Genomic DNA, 18,180 nt, shown 5'->3' on the forward strand with positions numbered 1-18,180 from the left:
ATCACATGGCGATAAAACATGATTTCAGCAGTAAAGTCTAGCAACGGCAAACCGCCCCCGGCGCTCCGAAAACACCCCGGGATGCGGTTCTAGGCAGCAGACTTGAACGGTTATGCCAAGTGGTGGGTATGGTGCGTTTTGTTATGCATTCCTGCCCATGACAACAACGGGCAAAAAAATTCGCCGGGGCCAAGGGACTGGCCGATGTGATAAAACACGACGCCCCGCTATCCGGGCCGTCGTCGACGGCGAGACCCTAGACGCCGGCCTTGGCGAAGGTGTCACTCACCAGTTGTCGGGCTTCGGTGATTAACCGCCCGAGATGGGCCTGATCCCTGAAGCTTTCGGCGTAGATCTTGTACACCTGCTCGGTGCCGCTGGGACGGGCAGCAAACCAACCCTGCTCGGTGACCACCTTGAGGCCGCCGATATCGGCACCGTTGCCCGGCGCCTGGGTCAGGATGGCGACGATGGGATCCCCTGCCAGGGTCTCGGCCTCGACATCATCGCGGTTGAGCCTGGCCAGCACCTGCTTCTGGGCCAGACTGGCGGGGGCATCCAGCCGGCGGTAGACGGGGCGGCCCAGCTCGGCCACCAGCCGTTCGTAATACTGGTGCGGCGTCAGGCCGGTGATCGCCAGGATTTCCGCCGCCAGCAGGGAAGGAATGAAACCGTCCTTGTCGGTGCTCCAGACGCCCCCGTCGAGGCGAAGGAAGGAAGCACCGGCGCTCTCTTCCCCGACAAAGCCAAGCCGGCCATCCACCAGGTCCTGCACATACCACTTGAAGCCGACCGGCACCTCCATCAACGGCCGTCCCAGGTGGGTCGCCACCCTGTCTATCAGGGAGGAGGACACCAGGGTCTTGCCCACCGCCAGGGAAGACGGCCAGCGGGGCCTGTGGGTGAAGAGGTAATGGATGCAGACCGCCAGGTAGTGATTGGGGTTCATCAGCCCGTCCCGGTCCACTATGCCGTGGCGATCGTAGTCGGGATCGTTGCCGCAGGCGATGTCGAAGTCGTCCTTCATCGTCAGCAGCTTGGCCATGCAGTAGGGGCTGGAGCAGTCCATGCGGATCTGGCCGTCGTGATCCAGGGTCATAAAGGAGAAGGTCGGCTCCTGGCACGGGTTGACCACGGTAATATCCAGGCCATAACGCTCGGCAATGTGCGGCCAGTAGGCCAGACCGGCGCCCCCCAGGGGATCGATGCCGATGCGGATGCCGGCTTCGCGGATGGCGGTCATGTCCACCACCTCTCCCAGCTCCGCCACATAGTCCTCGACATAGTCGATCTGCACGGCGCGTCCGAGCGCTTCGGCAAAGGGCACCGAGGCGATACCGGCGCCGCCGCCGGCGATCAGCGCGTTGGCCCTGTCCTGGATCCAGCGGGTGGCCTCGGCCGCTGCCGGGCCGCCGTCCGGCCCGTTGTACTTGATGCCGCCATCCCGGGGCGGGTTGTGGGAAGGGGTGATCACGATGCCGTCCGCCCTGGCATCGGCATGCTTGCGGTTATGGTTGAGAATGGCATGCGACACCACCGGCGTCGGGGTATAGCCCCGGCCCTGTTGCACCCTCACCTCCAGGCCGTTGGCCACCAGCACTTCCAGGGCCGAGCCCCAGGCCGCCTCCGACAGGGCGTGGGTATCCATGGCCAGGAACAGGGGACCGGCCAACCCCTGCCCGGTTCTGTACTCCGCCACCGCCTGGCAGATGGCCCTGATGTGCAGTTCGTTGAAACTGCCGTCGAGGGCGCAGCCCCGGTGCCCCGAGGTGCCGAAGGCCACCTGCTGCTCCGCCCGGGCCGGATCCGGCTGCAACTGGTAGTAAGCGGCCATCAGCCGCGGGATATTGACGAGATCGGAGGCCTCGGCCGGGGTGCCGGCCCTGGGATGCGTGGTCATGGGCTCAGTCCTTTTAGTCTGCTAAATGCTTTGGCACACTCGTTCGATCAGTCCGTGGGGGTACCCCATGGCCGCCATCAGCTGCGCCACTATGTTGCGCTTGCGGCCGGTGTTGGTATTGGTGATCACCCAGTAGGGGCTGCCATCGATGGCCTTGGGCTTGGTGGTATTGCCAGCAGCCAGCAGGGCCGCTTCGGAGTCGGCGAAGTAGATGCGCTTGCGGCCCTTGATATCGCTCGCCTGGGCAAAGGAGTCGGGATGCTCGCGGTAGAGCACCGACAGTATGTGCATGAAACGATCGATGGCCGACTCTTCCGCCGCCAGCTGGTTGTTGTCGAGCATCTGGGCTATCCCCTGGCCCGGTACGGCGCGCGGGACGGCGGCCGGCACCGCCACCGGGGCCTGTTCCAGCTTCAGCAGCCGGCGCAGAATATCCGAGGCGCTCTCGCCGATATGGCGGGTGTTGCTGGCGATATAACGGTAAAGATCTTCATCTACCTCTATGGTTTTCATCATCTTTTCTGGCATGTCCACTCCCAATGAGGAGCCCGATTATACATGGAGGGAGCATCAGGCCCAAGCGGGTTGCGCCGCCGGCGCGAGCGGGCAACAATAACGCCCTTGGTCCAGTTCGGGAAAATCACATGCAACTCAATTTTCGCCGCCAGGGGCAAGGCCGCCCGGTCATGCTGATCCATGGCCTGTTCGGCAACCTGGATAATCTCAATGGCCTCAGCCGGGAGCTGGCCGAAGGGTTCGAGGTCATCGCCGTCGATGTCCGTAACCATGGGTTGTCCCCCCGCAGCGAGCGGATGGACTATGAAGAGATGGCCGGTGACATACTGGCCCTGGCCGAGCGACTCGAGCTGGAGCAACCGGCGCTGGTGGGTCATTCCATGGGCGGCAAGATTGCCATGATGGCCGCCGGCCTGGCCCCCGATCGCGTTCGCACCCTGGTGGTGGCCGACATCGCCCCGGTCGCCTACAGCCAGGCCCGCCATGAGGCCGTGTTTCAGGGGCTGCTGGCGGTGATCGAAGCCGGTTGCCGGAACAGAAAGGAAGCGGACGAGGTGCTCGGCCGTTACGTCGAGCCGGCCGGAGTGCGCCAGTTTTTGCTGAAGTCCTTCGTGCCCGACGGCGCCCAGCCCTGGCGCTTCAACGTGCCGGTACTGTTCGCCCATTACCAGGCCATCATGGGCTGGCCCGGCCTGCCCCGGCCATACCAAGGCCCCACCCTGTTCATCAAGGGCAGCGAGTCCGATTATCTGCTGCCCGAACACCAGCCCCAGGTGTTGCGACAGTTCCCGCGGGCCAAGGCCCGCGTCATCCAGGGAGCGGGGCACTGGCTGCATGCGGAGAAACCCCAGATGTTCAACCGGTTAGTCCTGGATTTCCTGACCGAGGCCGGTTAACAGGCTTAAATCCTTTATGGTATAGTTGCGCTCAATTTCAACGGTCGGGCAACAAGATGTCATTGGAACAAATCGAGCTGCTGGAAAATCTGGGCCTCAAGCTGTTTTTTGTAGCCATTTTCCTGCTGATCGGGCTGGCTATTCAGGATGTACTCAAACGAGGCAATGTGCCCAAGTTTGGCCGTTACATCGTCTGGCTGGTGTTGTTTCTGGGCTGCGCCGGCTTTGTCGCCAAAGGGATCATCGAAGCCGCCTGGGAAGGAGGCGGTCTCGGTTAAGCCATGGCCAAGCAAGATGCGGACAGAACCACGCTGGACTTGTTTGCCGACGAGCGTCGGCCCGGCAGGCCAAAGACCAACCCCCTGCCCCGGCAAGCCCAGCTCAAGCTCAACAAGCGCAATCAGCTCAAGCGGGATCGCGAGCGCGGCCTCAGGCGTATCGAGCTGAAGGTGGATCAACACTTGTTGAGCAGGTTGAATCTGCTTGCCGCCGAGCGTCAGCTCAGCCGGGCAGAATTGATCCAGACATTACTGTTGCAACAGCTGGAGCAGCAGGATTTTGATTAGGCCGGGTGGCCTGACACCCACATTTTCTAAGGTACAGCATTATTATGGCAAGCGTAGGTCTGTTTTTTGGAAGTGACACCGGCAACACCGAAGCCGTGGCCAAGATGATCCAGAAAGAGCTGGGCAAGCACCTGGTCGAGGTGCACGATATCGCCAAGAGCACCAAGGAGGACATCGCCGGTTTCGACCTGCTGCTCCTCGGCATCCCCACCTGGTACTACGGCGAATCCCAGGCCGACTGGGATGATTTTTTCCCGGAACTGGAGCAAATCGACTTCAGCGACAAGCTGGTGGCCATATTCGGTTGCGGTGACCAGGAAGACTACGCCGAGTATTTTCTCGACGCCATGGGTACCCTGCGTGATATCATCGAACCCAAGGGCGCCATCATCATCGGCCACTGGCCGACCGAAGGTTATGACTTCGAGGCATCCCGCGCCTTGGTGGACGACGGCCACTTCATCGGGCTGGGGATAGACGAAGACCGGCAACCCGAACTGACCCAGGACAGGGTCAAGGCCTGGTGCAAGCAGATCTACGAAGAGATGTGCCTGAAGGAGCTGGAATCCTGATCCTCCTTCGCAGGTCCAACGTAGGGACGCGGCAGCGCGTCCCTTTTTTGTATCCCTGATGAACAACGGAACAACCCAAACCAGAATCAAGAGAAGCAGTACATGAAGATGTTAAGAGCGTTACTGTTGACCCTGCTGTTGCCGGCTTCGCTGGCCCAGGCCAACATCAATCCCCTCCCCCTGCCGGAAGACCCGGGTCAGCCGGTGGGCCAGATCGTGCTCCATACCGCCCAGGAGGGAGACAGCCTGGCTGCGCTGGCCCGCTACTATGGGGTCAGCCCCATACTGCTGCTGGCGGCCAATCCGGAACAGGATCTGTTTCTGCTGCAACCGGGCCAGAAGGTGATCATTCCCAACCAGTTGCTGCTGCCCAAGGCGGAAACCCAGGGCATCGTCATCAACCTGGCGGAGTTGCGGCTGTACTATTATCCGGAGCAGGGTGACGAAGTGTATGTGTTCCCCATCGGTATCGGCCGGGTGGGCCGGGCCACGCCGGAAATGATCACCCGTATCTCCGAGATGCGCAAGGATCCGACCTGGACCCCCACCGCCAATACCCGCAAGGAATATGAAGCCAAAGGCATTCCCCTGCCGGCCGTGGTCCCCCCGGGCCCCGACAACCCCCTGGGGGAATACGCCATGCGCCTGGCCTATGGCAGCGGTGAATACCTGATCCACGGCACCAACGATCCTCTGGATGTGGGCCTGCGCGCCAGCGCCGGCTGTATCCGCATGTATCCCGAGCATGTGGAATGGCTCTTTGCCCAGGTCGACAGCGGCACCCGGGTACAAATCGTCAACCAGGCGCTCAAGGTCAGCACCGATCAATACGGCCAGACCTTTGTGGAAGCCCATGAGCCGCTGACGCCGGAAGGGCTGGCCGACACCCGGCCGCTGGATCTGAGCGCACTGATGCCGCTCCTGGAGCAGGGCGCCGACCGTGACTTTATCGAGCAGGTGATCAGCCACCAGCAGGGCGTGCCCCAGCTGGTGGGACAGCTGTACTGAGCCGAATAAGGGCGCCCTTGGCGCCCTTATTCAATCAAGTCCCCTCCTATCACCGCCACGCTATCCACCCTTAGATAGGCATTGCCCAGGGAAAGTCCCAGAGTATCCAGCATGGGATCCACTACCTGCGCTGACACACTTTCCAGCAAAGGCGCTACTATAGGCGTAATCAACTGGGCCAGCAAAGAGTCGACTAAACCACCAACCCAAGGATTTACGTGGATAGTCGAGCCATCTAGCTGCAAGAGCAGGCTGGACAGGAGATTACCCAAGCTCTCTCCCGATGACGCGCTGACCTGCGTTTCTTCTGAGGGTAACTGCTGTGGATTAATGCTGACTAGCTCGGGATTATTCGGTTCAGCCGCCACATTTATCGGCCCCAAGCTAACATCGGCTAAAGGGACGGAGGCAAGCAATACAATGGCGCTCAACTTTAAAGGGCTGACAGTGTTCAGGGACATGGAGGCGATTGAAGGTGTAACCTCAAGCCCAACTTCCAAGTCCTCTTGTAACGCGCAACCTGTGACATGGGTAAGATGACTACGGGCACTACCGGCGGTAATTCCTAAGTCTAGCCAGAAGGGAGCAACTTCAACACCGGCTAACCCCAGAATACTTAACGCCAGCGGTTCTTTTAATATATTCACCCCCAGCTCCAGCCTGAGCTGGGCCGTTTCCATATATAGCTCGCCCGCATCCTCCGGCAGCCGTCCCAGCCGATAGCGGGGCGGCTCTATCACACTGGCCTTGACCGAGAGATCGGCCAGATCGCTTATCAGGGGAAAGTCCCCCGTCCCCAGCCCCAGATCCACCGCATTATTCAGGTTGGAGACCATAATGGCCCCCTTGATCAGCTCCAGGGCATTGAGCTGGCTCTGCAGCGCGGCCCGGCTCAGTTGCTGCTGATCCTCGTCGCCCGGTGTTTGCAAAAACAACAGCTCGTCCAGGCTGACCATGGCATCTTCGACCTGGGCCGCCGCAGTCAGGCGCTGCTCAATCACTCCCAGATCCAGGCCCGCGGCCTGCTCCTGGTCCACCGCCTCGAGCATCAGCTGCAACAGGGTTCCCAGGGGCACCTGGGTCTCCAGCAAGGTGCGGGTAGAGCCCAGGGTCAGCTCGGTGGCGTTTTCCTCCCCCAGCAGTTGCAGTAGTCGTCCCAGGTGGACACGGGAGCGGGCCAGTCCTTGATAATGGAGCAGGTCGAGATCCAGCTCGGCCCCCAGCAAGCCGCCCAAGAGGGCATTGAGCAGCCCCTCATCCAGGGAGGCCAGCCCCGATCCCAGCGAATAGCCCACCACCATCTGCTTGTCGATACCGGCGCTGGCGGCCAGGGTGATCTCCTGCCCCATCAACCCTCCCGCCAGCAGGCTGGCCGGTACCCGGCGGCTCAGCTCGACCCGGCCGGCGCTGCCGGGAGCACCGCCGGTGTCGATCTGCCAGCGGCTGTCGGCGATATGGCTCCGGCCGAACTGCAGCCGCATATTGACCCCGTCGGTGGCAAAGCCATTGGCCGCCAGGTTGGCCCGCACCTCGGCTTCCAGCTCGGCCGCCTGGCCGGCACCGTCGATATAGCAGGCATGGCGACCCAGGGTCAGCGCCGCCAGATCCGCCTGCTTCTGCAACCGCCGCTGCTCGGTGTAAAGCCGGCCGGCATCGATCGCCAGCGCCGTGACCAGCAACAGGGCGGTGAACAGCCACAGAAAGGTGAAGACGACGGCGCCCCGCTGGCGAACCATGGTCACTCCTTGAAGTTCGATTTGATATAGCGGTCGGGAATGGCGTGGCCAAAGCTCTCCAGCATCCGCTGCTTCGCCTTGGCGGTCGCTTCCGGCGCCAAGCGATCCTGATGACGGCTGGCCTGAAGCTGGCTGCGCTGCAGCTCAAGCCACTGGCGAGTCTGCCGGCCGAACTCTTCGGGCCCGGGGGGCACCGCCACGGCGACGCCACCGGGCAGCATGAGCAGCAACAATAATAGGTAAGGCATCAGCGGACTCCTTCTTGCCAGGGTTGAAAATGGCGCGCCGCGACGATAAAGCGGTGCCGTTCTTGCTCATCCCAGCCGAAACGACGGGCCAGGTGATCGGCGGCCTCGAGCTGCTCGTGTTTCAACAGCAGAAACCAGAGATTGCGCGCCGCTATGCCATGGTCAGGCTCCAGCTCCAGAGCCGTCATCAGCTGCACCCTGGCCTCCCTGTCCTGCCCCACCGCCAGCAGGGCAAAACCATAGTCGTTGCGAATATCGGTATCGGTTGGAGCCAGGTTGATGGCCTGACGGAAGTGGGCCAGGGCCGCCGTCATCTTCCCCTGCTCGGCTTCCAGCAACGCCAGGCCATGGTAGGCCCCCGCCGCCATACAGCCCTTGGTCAGGCCGAGATACCAGGATTCCGCCTCGTGCCCGCGATCCACCAGCCGCAGCAGGTCGCCCCGCAGCAGCCGGGCCCGGGGGGAGTCGTCCGCCAGCGCATCAAGGGTGGCAAGGGCGGAATAGTAGCTCTCTTGCGCCAGCTGCTGCTGGACCAGGCTTAACTGTACCTGCGCCACATCCTGCCCCGGGGAACAGCCCCCCACCCTGCTTGCCGGCGCACTGCTGCAGCCGGCCAGCACGAGGGGCAGGAGCCCACAGCAAAACCAGCCATATATTTCCCGTCTCATCTTGTCACCCCATATTGCCCAAGGCCTTGATCAACGCCAGGAATCCCGGTCCGGCCAGGACCAGCAACAGGGCCGGGAACAGAAACACCATCATCACCGCCGACATCCTGCCCGACAGCTTGCTGACCGTTTCCTGTAGCTGGGTGCGCCGCCGATCCTGCAACAGCTGGGTCAGGCGCTGCAGCGCCTCGCTCATGCCTCCGCCACTGGCCGAGACCTGGGCCAGCAACCGCAGCATGTCCTGCCAGCCTTCGGCGGGCACGATCATGGCCAGCTCGTTCAGGGTCTGCTCACGATCTTCGCCCGCCTCAATCCGGGCCAGTAGCAGCCCGAGCTCCTTGCAACTTTCCGGTGCCATCCGGGTTAGCTCCCGGATCAACACCCGCAGCAGGCTCTCCAGCGACATGCCCACCTCCCACAGGATACGCATGACCTGCAATACCAGCAGCAGCTCCTCTTCCAGCAGGGCCGCCCGCCGACGCACCCTGAGCCGCAGCGCGATCAGCATGACGTAGGCAACGCCGGCGGCCGCTACCGCCACCATTGCCCCCGCCCGCGGCGCCGGCAGTTCACTCCCCATCACTATCAGCGCCGCTGCCAGGGCCGTCAGGCCCAGCCACAACAGCCCGGCCAGGCACAAGAACCGCAACTGGCGATGGCTGCCGGCGACGCCGGCCTGGCGCAACAGCAATGCCAGCTCGTTCAGCCGCCGGCCCGGTTGCTTGGCCTGCGACCACAGCGTCCTCCCCTTGTGCCAGAGTTGCCGGCGATAGGAGGCTTGCAAGGTTTCATCGAGCTGAGCCAACGCCTGCCGGCGCAACTGGCGGCGGGCCTGAAACAGCACCATGGCCACCGCCAGTACCAGCAAGGCCATACTCATCGCTATCATCGCCATGAACGACCTCCTGCTCCTAAATGGAACGCAACATCCGCCACAGGGCCAATACACCGGCCAGTTGCAAGGCCGCCCCGCCAAACAGCAACCGTCGTCCGCCGTCGTCCAGCCACAGACCCAGGATATAATCCGGATTGACGGCCAGCATATAGAGCACCATCAACAGCGGCATCGAGCCCATGACCCAGGCCGTGACCCGGGTTTCTCCCGTCATCGCCCTGAGCTCTCTCTGGCTGCGCTCGCGCTGTTCCAACAGGGTGATCAGGCCGTTGAGCGCCCCCCTGATGCTGCCGCCATACTGGTGATTGACCGAAAACATGCTGGCCAGCAGCCCGAACTCCGCCACCCCGGTCAGGCGTGCCTTGAGGTGGAAGGCCTCAGCCAGTTCCTCACCCAGTTGTACCCTCAGCAAGGCCTGCTCCAGCACCCCGCGCAGCGGACTGGCACTGGCGGCGGCCGACTGCTGCACCGCCTGCTCCAGGCTCATGCCCACGTCGATACGCCGGTTGATTTGACCGATAAAGCCGGGCAGTTGGCGCAACAGCTGCCGCTTGCGGGCGCTCCGCCTGAGCTGCCCCAGCAGGATTCGCAGCACCAGCCAGAGCCCCAATCCCAGCCCGGCCCAGGCTTCCTTACCCAGCACCCAGCCCGGTCCCGTTGCCAGCCCCATCAGGATCAGTTCCCCCGCCACACCACGCCGCCCACCGGCCAGCCCCAGCCGTAACCAGGCTTCCTGCAGGGGGCCCAGCGTCCCCTTCGGCTTGCTCCCCGGCACCACCGGGGCCGTCCGGCCTTGACGACGGGCGGCCAGCACCAGCAACAGGGCGCCGGCCGACAGCAGGGTTATCGCCAGTCCGATCATGATCCGCCCTCCGCTTCCAGCGCCGCCTGCAGCCGCTTGGACGGCTGATCCACCGGCACGAAATCGCCCCGCTCGAGATCGAAGGCATACAGCTCGCGGGTGCGGATCATGCCATCGGCGACCCCTTCCACCTCCAGGATATGGGTCACCAGGCGGCGGCCATCGGGCAGGCGGCTGACCTGCACGATCAGATCGAGCGCGGTCGCGATGATCTGTTTGATCAACACCTCGGTGGCGCTGAAGCCAGAGAGGGTGACCATCATCTCTACCCGCACCAGGGCGTCCCGCGCCGAATTGGCATGCACCGTGCTCATCGAGCCCTGATGGCCGGTGTTCATCGCCTGCAGCATGTCGAGCACTTCCCCGCCCCGGCTCTCACCCAATACGATGCGGTCGGGCCGCATGCGCAGGGCATTTTTCACCAGCTCCCGCGGCGTCACCTCTCCCCGACCTTCACTGTTGGGCGGGCGGGTTTCCAGGCGCACCACATGGCCGTTGCGCAACTGAAGTTCGGCCGCATCTTCGATGGTCACCACCCGCTCCCTCCCGCCGATAAACTGGCTCAGAATATTGAGCAAGGTGGTTTTGCCCGAGCCCGTGGCACCGCTGATCAACAGGTTGCAACGGGCCGCCACCGCCCGTGACAAAAACGACAGCATGGCCGGGCTGATAGAGCCGCCGTTGACCAGCGCCTCGACCCCCAGGGCATCTTGCCTGAATTTACGAATCGACAGGCAGGGACCATCGATGGCCAGTGGAGGAACGATGGCGTTGATCCGGCTGCCGTCGGCCAGGCGGGCGTCAACGATGGGATTGCTCTCGTCGATGCGCCGTCCCAAGGGGGCCAGCATGCGCCGGATCACCCGCAACACGTGCTGATCGTTGAAAAACCGCAGTGGCACCTGCTCCAGCCGCCCCCCTCTTTCCACAAAGATGCGATGCGCGCCGTTGATCAGGATGTCGTCGATGCCGGCGTCATCGAGCAGGGGTTGCAGGGGACCGAAGCCGATCATTTCATCCAGCAGATCCCGCACCAGGTGCCCGGTATCCTCGCGCCCGGAGAGGGTATTGCCCTGCTCCAGCAAATAAGCCTGCACATACTTGTGCACCAGCGGGGAAAGTTCGCTGCGCTCCATTTCGAACATCAGGCCGTCTTCTTCCAGGCGCTCGATAATGTAGTGATGTAACCGTGCCTTCAGCATCGCCAGGCTGTCGTCCGGCGAGACATCCAGGCGGCGGCCGTTGCGGTTGAGTTCGGTTGCCGTCATCCGTGCTTCCTCCCTATCCATCGCGCCCACCAGGGGCTCTCCCGGGTCTGGCCAACCATGCCGGCAATCGCCTTCAGCAGTGGCGCCAAGGGCGGCTTGGGCGGCAACAGCTGACCGGCATTGATCAGGGTGATTAATTCATGCATGTCGGGCAGGCAGGCCAATACCGGTATCTCCAGCCGCTGCCCGATGGCACCGGCATCGGGCACCTGCTGCGGATAATAGGGCGCCAGCACCAGGCCCAGGCCCGCCGGCCTGACCCCCTGGCCCAGCAGATACTCGGCCATGACGGCGGCACTCTTGATGCTGATGTTCTTCTGGTCCGCCAACAGCCACAGGTGGCTGCAACATTCGGCCACCAGGGATACCAGGCTGGAGATGCCCTGGCCGGTCAGGTTGAACAGCAGGTGGTCATAATGCTGCTCCAGCCGGGCCAGCACTTCCCGGACCTCGCTGCCGCTGAGCGCGGCCAGCTCATCGTCGGGCGACAACGCCAGCACATGAATGCCACTGGCCGTGGCCAGCCGCTGCTGCAGCCAGGCTTCGTCCAGCACATGCCGATGGCTGACCAGATCGCTCAGCGAATAATCGGCAGCCGCCCCCAGATAGGCCGCTATGTCGCATTGCGGCAGGGCGAAGTCGAGCACCAGCACCCGTTTCCGGTGGCGGGCGCTCAGCACCCAGGCGGTCGCAATGGTCAGAATGGCACCATCATAGTCATTCCGCGGGGTCAGCAGGGCCAGGGCGCCGCCGGCGGCCACCGGCTCCGGCAGCAATAGCCATTCAAGGGTCTGCTGCAAATTGTCGAAGTTGGCCAGATGCAACTGGCGGTGGTTGCCATAAAACTGCCACTGCCCCTCCGCCGTGGTATCTATCAGGACCACCGGCTTAGGCAAAAATCCTTTCAACAAGCGCTCCAGCTGTTCATCGGGCCAGCAGCTGGCAATCAGCACCATGGCCCTGGCCCGCCGCCATTCCCGGGCACCATTCAAATCATCGAGCATCGTCACCCAGTACAGCCGCTCGCCGCCGGGCAGGTATCGCTCGAGGTCCCGTTGATAGCTGGGATCGGGGCTGTAGGCCAGAATCGTCATCGGCTTCCTCCTTTCACAAAGCCCATGCCGCTGGGCAGGGCGCCGGGATCCCGATCCAGAAACAACATCTCAAAAAAGGCGGGGCGATAGCTGCGGTAGGACTCTCCCGGCAACGCCGGCAGCGCGGCGCCCGCCGCCAATGGCCGCACCAGGTAGGGGGTCACCACCATCAGCAACTCCCGATCACTGCTGTCGAACCGGGTCGACCGAAAGAAGGCGCCGAGGATGGGAATATCGCCCAGCAGCGGCAGCCGGTCGGCATTGCGCTGGGTGGCGGTACTTACCAGCCCGCTGATCACGAAGCTTTCACCATGACCAAGCTGTACCGTGGTATCGGTGCGCCGGATCCGCAGCGATGGTACAGCGGCACCGGCGGTTTCCACCCCGCTGGTGAAATCCAGCTCGCTCACCTCGGGGGCGACCTTCAGCAAGATCCGTTCATCTTCCAGCACCGTCGGGGTCAGATGCAGGCGCACACCGAACTCCTTGAATTCGATGCGGACATCCCCATCCCTGCTGGTGCTGGGATAGGGAAACTCGCCCCCGGCCAGGAAAGTGGCGGTCTGTCCCGACATGGTCACCAGGCTGGGCTCGGCCAGGGTATAGGCATAACCACTCTGATTGAGGACACGAATGGCCCCCCACAGGTTGCGCGCCGTATTGCCGGCCACGATATTGAGGGTGCCTTCGGCCAGCCTGGTGCTGTCCCCGGGCAGAAACCCGGAAAGCAGGCCGCTGCCGGCATCGATGGTGGTGCTGCCCCGCACCGACTGCTTGAACAGCCCGGTGCCGACGGCCTGCAAGGCGTTGCGGCTGACCTCCACCACCTTGATGTCGGCCTGCACCTGGACATTCTGCTCGGCAACGCCGCCCGCCCGCACCCTGAGCAGACGTCGTTCCGGTTCGTCGCTACCCCGGTACCACAGCAGCAACCGGGTCTGTCCGCTGGCCTTGGCGGTGAGCAACAGGCTGCGGCTGGACAGCACCTGTACGCCGGCGATATCCGGGTCCCCCACGGCCGCCCGCACCACCGCGGCCGGGCTGTTCAGTTGGTGTTGCTCTCCCTGCCGCAGAACCAGCTCCTCGGCGGTGGCGATAAAGGCAAAAGCACTGAGCCAGGCGGCCCATAGGATGCGGATCGAGGCCATGGTATTGCTCCTAGCGCGCCGTTGTGAACACGGCTTTATGTTCCCCGTAAAACACTTCCACTCGCGGCCCGCCCGCGGCCCGTCCCCTCGGCGGCAGGGGCCGGGCCGCGACAGGCGGAGCCGGCTCCGCCAGCCGCTCGAGCGCGGCCAGCTCCTTCAGCCGGATCGGCATGGCCGATGGCTGGCCGACCCTCTCCTCCCTCCGGCCGATCACCGCCAGCCGCAGGCTGCCGGTGCTCTCCGCCAACAACAGCCCCGCCATTTCCTGCTCCGGGACGGCCAGCACCACCGACCTGGCCTTTTCATTGCGGGTCGGCTCCGCGCCCGGATCACCGATAAGCTCATGGCCGTGGGCCAACACCTGGACATTAGCCAGCAGGCGGCGGGCACTGCTGTCCTGGCCGCTCTCCCTGTTGGCCTTGAGGTAATAGAGCACATCCACCCGGTCGCCGCTGTTCAGGTGTCCGCCCACCGCCGACACCTCATCCACGCGCAGCGCCAGCGCCCGGTATCCCGGTGCCAGTGCATCCAGCAGGGGCTGGGGGTGGCCGAGCATCCCTTCGTCCAGCTCGGTGCCGGCCACCACGTCTTCCATCAATACCCGCCCCATCAGCGCGCCCGGCTGCACCTGCGGGGCAGGCGCCGGCCCCGGCCGGGTTTGCGCCTCCAGCATGGCGGCACTCAGTGCCTCGCCGCTGACCGCGTCGCGGGCAAAGATCCAGACGCTGTGCTCTTCCCGAGGCGCCGCCGGCGGTGCCTCGGCAACCTCCTGTCCCCTGCTCAGACTGTACAGCCCCAGCAGCAGTGCCAGACCCAAAAGCGCAAAGGCCAACAGATATAATCCTTTTCCCTGCATGGTCGCCTCCCTGGCCGACAGTGTGACTAGAGTTGCAGGCTGGCCCGCGATGAAATCACCGCAGGGACCGGCAACAACGGGGGAATAAAGGGGTGCTCCTGGTAGTTATAGGAAAACTGCAATACACAGCAGTCCCCCGGCAGTATGGTCACCGACAACGCCTCGCTGCGCGGCTGGCCGAAGATGCTGTCCGGATCCGTGAGAAAGTCGTCGAGCAGGGACTCCACCTGCTGGTGCAGTTGCTGTTTCAGCGCCGTATCGTCACAGCCCTCGTCCTGCCCGTCGATCAGGCAGCTTTCGTTGACGTAAGACACGCTGCGGCGCAGGGCTTCGGAACCGATATGGTTAAACAGATACTGGGTATAAAATATAAGGCCGTAGGTCACGATGGCGTAAAACAGGGTCATGATCACCGGCAGCACCAGTACCGCTTCAACACCGGCCGCTCCTTTCTGTTTTTTCCGTGCCTTGTTGTCGGCTCTATAATAAAGCGGCCCCGTCAGAAGAGCGCTCCGTGCATCCATAGCGACACCCCAAACCCCAAGGTCAAAAAGGGGATAAACGGATATTCCCGTCTCTTTCTGTCCCGGAGCAGCCACCAGAACGCTATGCCGGCAAAGGCCAATAACAAGGCATGCAGCAAAAAATCAAAGGGGCTGATCAGGGCCAGAATAAGAATTATCTTTATATCGGCCGCACCGAAGACCTTGAATAAAAAGCCCGGCAGCAGCAGCAGAAACCATAATAATACCCAGAGCAACTGCTGCCAGTGCCAGAGTTGGCCGTCTATCAGTGCGCCTGCCACCGGCCACACCAGGCTTATGCTCAGCAAAAGCCATATCAGTGGGGCCGGGAGCCGGCGAGACCCGATATCCTTAAGGGAACAAAACAGCAATACCAGAAAAAGCAGTGCCATCATCAGATGGCTTTATCCTTCCGCTGGTGGAATACTCTCTGCTGATGTTGTGAGAGAACTTTCAATTTCTCCCATGATGGTCTCGACAGCAGTGGCTATATCGCCAGAAAACGCCGTCAATACCACCGCGACCATCACCGCTATCAACACATATTCAATACCGCTGGCCGCCTTATCTTCCTTGATAAAGCGCAGGGACTGGGACTTGGCATAAACCCAAAGACGAGTAAGCATATCCATATTGTTAACTCCTGAGAGTGTGCCCTATTATTTTTTTGTTCAGTTTGAGTCTAGAAGAGCTTTTCTTTGATGCAAGTCAATCCGGCGCAATTTTTTCGGCCTCTAACTGCCCGCCGGCTCCGGCCGGCTCACCTTCCCCGGCCCAGGCGTAACGGCCCTTGCCGGCCCGCTTGGCCCGGTACATGGCCTGGTCGGCCGCCTTCAGCAGGATCTCGGGCGTATCGCCGTCGGCCGGACACAGGGCGATACCCAGGCTGGTGGAAATCCGGCACTGCCGGCCGCCCAGCTCGAAGGGCTCTTCCAGCCGTTGAATAATCAGCGCCGCCACACGGCTGGCGGCAGCGCGGCTGTCGCCCTCCACCGTCAGCCAGACCACGAATTCATCGCCGCCCAGGCGGTAGACCCGATCGCACAGGCGCAGGGAATGACCCAGCCGCTCGGCCACCGCCTGCAGCAACGCATCGCCGGCGTCATGGCCCAGCTCATCGTTCACCCCCTTGAAGCCGTCGAGGTCGAGAAAGAGCAGTGCCCCCCCCTGCCCCGGCCGGCAAAATGCCGCCAGCTGCTCGATCATGGCGCTGCGGTTGGGCAGGCCGGTCAGCCGATCCTGATAGGCTTGGCGGGACATCTGGCGCAGCTGTCCCGAGCTGGCGCTGACATCTTGCTGCAGGCCGATCAAGCGCCACCGCCGGCCTTCGTATACCCAGCGTCCGGTGATCTTCAACTGCCTGAAAGGCAGCTCGAGCTCCAGTTCCACCCATTCCGCCATGCCGCGTCGTAACTGTTGCTCGAGCCGCAGGGCAGCCTCCTGGGGAAGGCAGCTTTTCCATTGCTCGATATCGATATGGGTGCTGGGTGCCAGGCCATAAAACCCGAACACCGTCGGGCTCCAATACAGCTTGCCGCTTGCCGGCTGCCATTCCCATACTCCCAGTCCGGCGCCGGCCACCGCCAACCCCAGTCGCCTGGCCGGCCATGCCTGGCTAAGCCGGTAGCGGCCGAGGCGATGCCGGTACCACAGCCATGCGGCCAACTGCATGCTCAGCACCAGCAACAGCGCCATGCCGGTCCAGTGCTCAAAAACGGCAGAGAGCTTCTCTTCCATGATGCTCCTCCATCCAGACGTCCCGATAGCGGCCGGCCCGGAGTTGCCCCCCCGAACCGCCGTCTGCGTTACAACTTAGGGGCTTTCGGCCGGGATTGCCAGTGGCACCTTGGACCGGCAAAAAAAAAAGCCTGACCGGAGCCAGGCTTTTTTTCCGAACAACCAGTGTTACTTGGTGTAGCGGCCCATCTGATCCAGACGAGAGTTGGCGCGATCGGCAGAAGCGCGGGCTTCGGCAACGTCGGCAGCCAGACGGTCGATCTTGGCAGAGTTCATTTGCTGGCCTTGTTGTACGGCTTGTACGTCCTGGGCCAGGCTGTCCAGCTTGCTTTCCAGCTCGGTGGTAGAGCTACAGCCAGCCAGCAACAGAGCACTAACAACACCGCCTACTAACATCATTTTATTACGCATTACCTGCTCCTTGTTTTTTGGGAGTCAAAAAGACCACATTAGGCGCAATAAGTATGGACGAAGTTCCCTGCTTATCGCAAATTATTTTATAGACCATGACATTAGGAATTTTTGCTTAACGTCATGATTTAACGTTTGTTTGCCTGTTTTTTACGCACATAGAGGGTACGCTCCACCTCGGCGACGAGATCCCCCTGCTCATCCAGGATGTTGATACGAAAGTGGGGAAAATATTTCTCACCATGCTCGGTGGCACTGAGGATATCGTCCAGCCGCTCCCGACTCAGATGAATATCGGCATAGACCCGCCCCCGACCGGGTTTAAGGAAGGTGATGTTGGCCGCCCTGTCCCATACATAGTATCCCGGCCCCAGCACCCCCATCAGCATCATCGAGTAAACCGGATCCGTCATCGAGAACAGGCTGCCCCCATACTGGGTACGATTGGCATTCTTGTTCCACCAACGCAGCACCAGCCCCACCCGGCAGTAACTGTAGTCAGGGCTGAGCCGCTCGATGCGGATCCCGGCTCCCCAGAACGGGGGCCAGCCGTTCAGCAGGCGGCGAAGCAGCCAGGGGCGAGAAAATATCAGCTTCATCTATCTCATCCGACCAGTCAAGATTGAAGCCGATACTAACAAAAATGACGCCCTCGTGTCAGCCTTCCGGAGCAGATCATGGCAATCCGCCCGCAAACCAGATTGAGGTTGCCATCGGGGTCAGGAACAAGCACAATAAAAGCAATACCCAAACGAAATGCGAACCTTTATTTTTATGGCAGACAACAATCAGGCACTGAAGAAGGCAGGACTCAAGGTGACGCTACCGCGAGTAAAGATACTCGAGTTGCTGCAACAACCGGAAACCCAGCATGTCAGTGCGGAGGATCTGTATAAGCTGCTGATCGACCAAGGGGAAGAGATCGGCCTGGCCACCGTTTACCGGGTACTGAACCAGTTCGACGACGCCGGCATCGTCACCCGCCATCATTTCGAAGGTGGCAAATCGGTGTTCGAGCTGGCCACTCAGGAGCACCACGATCACCTTGTATGCCTCGACTGCGGCAAGGTCATCGAGTTCCACGACGAGATCATCGAGCAACGCCAGCGCGACATCGCCAGTCAGTACAATATCAAGCTCACCAACCACAGCCTCTACTTGTATGGCCACTGTACCAACGAGCAGTGCAACCACAACGACGAAGAGCACCACTGATTCCCAAAGCCGCAGCCAGACTGCGGCTTTTTTATTTAAAGCCGCGGCAGGCGCGGCTTT

23 protein-coding genes are annotated in these 18,180 nt (G+C 62.1%); 6 read left to right on the top strand and 17 right to left on the bottom strand.

Translation table 11 applies throughout. The annotated features are described in order from the left end of the window. Positions 1-256: 256 nt before the first annotated feature. Entirely contained in the window at positions 257-1,900 is a 1,644-nt protein-coding gene (gene pgm / locus ACT7DK_RS11320) for a phosphoglucomutase (alpha-D-glucose-1,6-bisphosphate-dependent) (protein WP_445399196.1), read from the bottom strand. A gap of 21 nt (positions 1,901-1,921) precedes the next feature. Further along, on the bottom strand, positions 1,922-2,413 hold the full coding sequence (locus ACT7DK_RS11325; protein WP_445402334.1) for a replication initiation negative regulator SeqA: 492 nt from the start codon (positions 2,411-2,413) through the stop codon (positions 1,922-1,924). Between the two features lie 131 nt (positions 2,414-2,544). On the opposite strand from ACT7DK_RS11325, the gene ACT7DK_RS11330 reads away from it, so the two are divergent. The 5 genes from ACT7DK_RS11330 to ACT7DK_RS11350 all read left to right on the top strand — a co-directional run bounded on the left by ACT7DK_RS11330 (position 2,545) and on the right by ACT7DK_RS11350 (position 5,458). Further along, positions 2,545-3,312 carry an alpha/beta fold hydrolase gene (locus ACT7DK_RS11330; protein ID WP_445399198.1) on the top strand — a complete coding sequence of 256 codons (768 nt, stop codon included), beginning with the start codon at positions 2,545-2,547 and terminating at the stop codon, positions 3,310-3,312. Positions 3,313-3,368: 56 nt separating this feature from the next. Next, entirely contained in the window at positions 3,369-3,590 is a 222-nt protein-coding gene (locus tag ACT7DK_RS11335) for a DUF2788 domain-containing protein (protein ID WP_445399200.1), read from the top strand. Between the two features lie 3 nt (positions 3,591-3,593). Beyond that, a complete protein-coding gene (ybfE, locus tag ACT7DK_RS11340; RefSeq protein ID WP_445399202.1) occupies positions 3,594-3,878 on the top strand; it encodes a LexA regulated protein in 285 nt (94 codons plus the stop codon). Positions 3,879-3,922: 44 nt separating this feature from the next. Further along, the gene (gene fldA / locus ACT7DK_RS11345; RefSeq protein ID WP_445399204.1) at positions 3,923-4,450 is read left to right on the top strand and encodes a flavodoxin FldA; all 528 of its coding nucleotides are present in this window, start codon (positions 3,923-3,925) and stop codon (positions 4,448-4,450) included. A 102-nt stretch (positions 4,451-4,552) separates the two neighbouring features. After that, on the top strand, positions 4,553-5,458 hold the full coding sequence (locus tag ACT7DK_RS11350) for a L,D-transpeptidase family protein (protein WP_445399206.1): 906 nt from the start codon (positions 4,553-4,555) through the stop codon (positions 5,456-5,458). Between the two features lie 26 nt (positions 5,459-5,484). Here ACT7DK_RS11350 and ACT7DK_RS11355 read toward each other — a convergent pair whose 3' ends face one another. The 15 genes from ACT7DK_RS11355 to ACT7DK_RS11425 form a co-directional block, all read right to left on the bottom strand. Next, positions 5,485-7,194, bottom strand: coding sequence for a pilus assembly protein TadG-related protein (locus tag ACT7DK_RS11355; protein WP_445399208.1), 1,710 nt, complete (start codon positions 7,192-7,194; stop codon positions 5,485-5,487). 2 nt (positions 7,195-7,196) lie between these two features. After that, a complete protein-coding gene (locus ACT7DK_RS11360) occupies positions 7,197-7,442 on the bottom strand; it encodes a DUF3613 domain-containing protein (protein WP_445399210.1) in 246 nt (81 codons plus the stop codon). Next, positions 7,442-7,999 (bottom strand): tetratricopeptide repeat protein, encoded by a 558-nt coding sequence (locus ACT7DK_RS11365; RefSeq protein WP_445399212.1) that lies wholly within the window; start codon positions 7,997-7,999, stop codon positions 7,442-7,444. The genes ACT7DK_RS11360 and ACT7DK_RS11365 overlap by 1 nt, the downstream gene beginning before the upstream one ends. A 115-nt stretch (positions 8,000-8,114) precedes the next feature. Beyond that, positions 8,115-9,005 (bottom strand): type II secretion system F family protein, encoded by an 891-nt coding sequence (locus tag ACT7DK_RS11370; protein WP_445399214.1) that lies wholly within the window; start codon positions 9,003-9,005, stop codon positions 8,115-8,117. A gap of 16 nt (positions 9,006-9,021) precedes the next feature. Continuing rightward, positions 9,022-9,867 (bottom strand): type II secretion system F family protein, encoded by an 846-nt coding sequence (locus tag ACT7DK_RS11375; RefSeq protein ID WP_445399216.1) that lies wholly within the window; start codon positions 9,865-9,867, stop codon positions 9,022-9,024. After that, a complete protein-coding gene (locus ACT7DK_RS11380) occupies positions 9,864-11,135 on the bottom strand; it encodes a CpaF family protein (RefSeq protein WP_445399218.1) in 1,272 nt (423 codons plus the stop codon). Before ACT7DK_RS11380 ends, ACT7DK_RS11375 begins: the two co-directional genes overlap by 4 nt. After that, positions 11,132-12,229, bottom strand: coding sequence for an AAA family ATPase (locus ACT7DK_RS11385; protein WP_445399220.1), 1,098 nt, complete (start codon positions 12,227-12,229; stop codon positions 11,132-11,134). Before ACT7DK_RS11385 ends, ACT7DK_RS11380 begins: the two co-directional genes overlap by 4 nt. Continuing rightward, positions 12,226-13,377, bottom strand: coding sequence for a type II and III secretion system protein family protein (locus ACT7DK_RS11390; RefSeq protein ID WP_445399222.1), 1,152 nt, complete (start codon positions 13,375-13,377; stop codon positions 12,226-12,228). The genes ACT7DK_RS11385 and ACT7DK_RS11390 overlap by 4 nt, the downstream gene beginning before the upstream one ends. A 10-nt stretch (positions 13,378-13,387) precedes the next feature. Further along, positions 13,388-14,209, bottom strand: a complete 822-nt coding sequence (gene cpaB, locus ACT7DK_RS11395) for a Flp pilus assembly protein CpaB (protein WP_445399224.1) — start codon at positions 14,207-14,209, stop codon at positions 13,388-13,390. 50 nt (positions 14,210-14,259) lie between these two features. Next, the gene (locus ACT7DK_RS11400; protein ID WP_445399226.1) at positions 14,260-14,757 is read right to left on the bottom strand and encodes a TadE/TadG family type IV pilus assembly protein; all 498 of its coding nucleotides are present in this window, start codon (positions 14,755-14,757) and stop codon (positions 14,260-14,262) included. Then, entirely contained in the window at positions 14,733-15,152 is a 420-nt protein-coding gene (locus ACT7DK_RS11405; RefSeq protein ID WP_445399228.1) for a prepilin peptidase, read from the bottom strand. Before ACT7DK_RS11405 ends, ACT7DK_RS11400 begins: the two co-directional genes overlap by 25 nt. Positions 15,153-15,161: 9 nt before the next feature. Next, positions 15,162-15,389 carry a Flp family type IVb pilin gene (locus tag ACT7DK_RS11410; RefSeq protein ID WP_445399230.1) on the bottom strand — a complete coding sequence of 76 codons (228 nt, stop codon included), beginning with the start codon at positions 15,387-15,389 and terminating at the stop codon, positions 15,162-15,164. A 76-nt stretch (positions 15,390-15,465) separates the two neighbouring features. After that, the gene (locus ACT7DK_RS11415; RefSeq protein ID WP_445399232.1) at positions 15,466-16,494 is read right to left on the bottom strand and encodes a diguanylate cyclase domain-containing protein; all 1,029 of its coding nucleotides are present in this window, start codon (positions 16,492-16,494) and stop codon (positions 15,466-15,468) included. Between the two features lie 168 nt (positions 16,495-16,662). Next, positions 16,663-16,905: an LPP leucine zipper domain-containing protein gene (locus ACT7DK_RS11420; protein WP_445399234.1), complete on the bottom strand. Its 243-nt coding sequence runs from the start codon at positions 16,903-16,905 to the stop codon at positions 16,663-16,665. Positions 16,906-17,033: 128 nt separating this feature from the next. Continuing rightward, positions 17,034-17,504, bottom strand: a complete 471-nt coding sequence (locus ACT7DK_RS11425) for a DUF4442 domain-containing protein (protein WP_445399236.1) — start codon at positions 17,502-17,504, stop codon at positions 17,034-17,036. Positions 17,505-17,679: 175 nt separating this feature from the next. Here ACT7DK_RS11425 and fur point away from each other — a divergent pair, with 175 nt between their 5' ends. Further along, entirely contained in the window at positions 17,680-18,120 is a 441-nt protein-coding gene (gene fur / locus ACT7DK_RS11430; RefSeq protein WP_445399238.1) for a ferric iron uptake transcriptional regulator, read from the top strand. Positions 18,121-18,180: the final 60 nt, after the last annotated feature.

This window comes from Zobellella sp. An-6 (assembly GCF_052487945.1).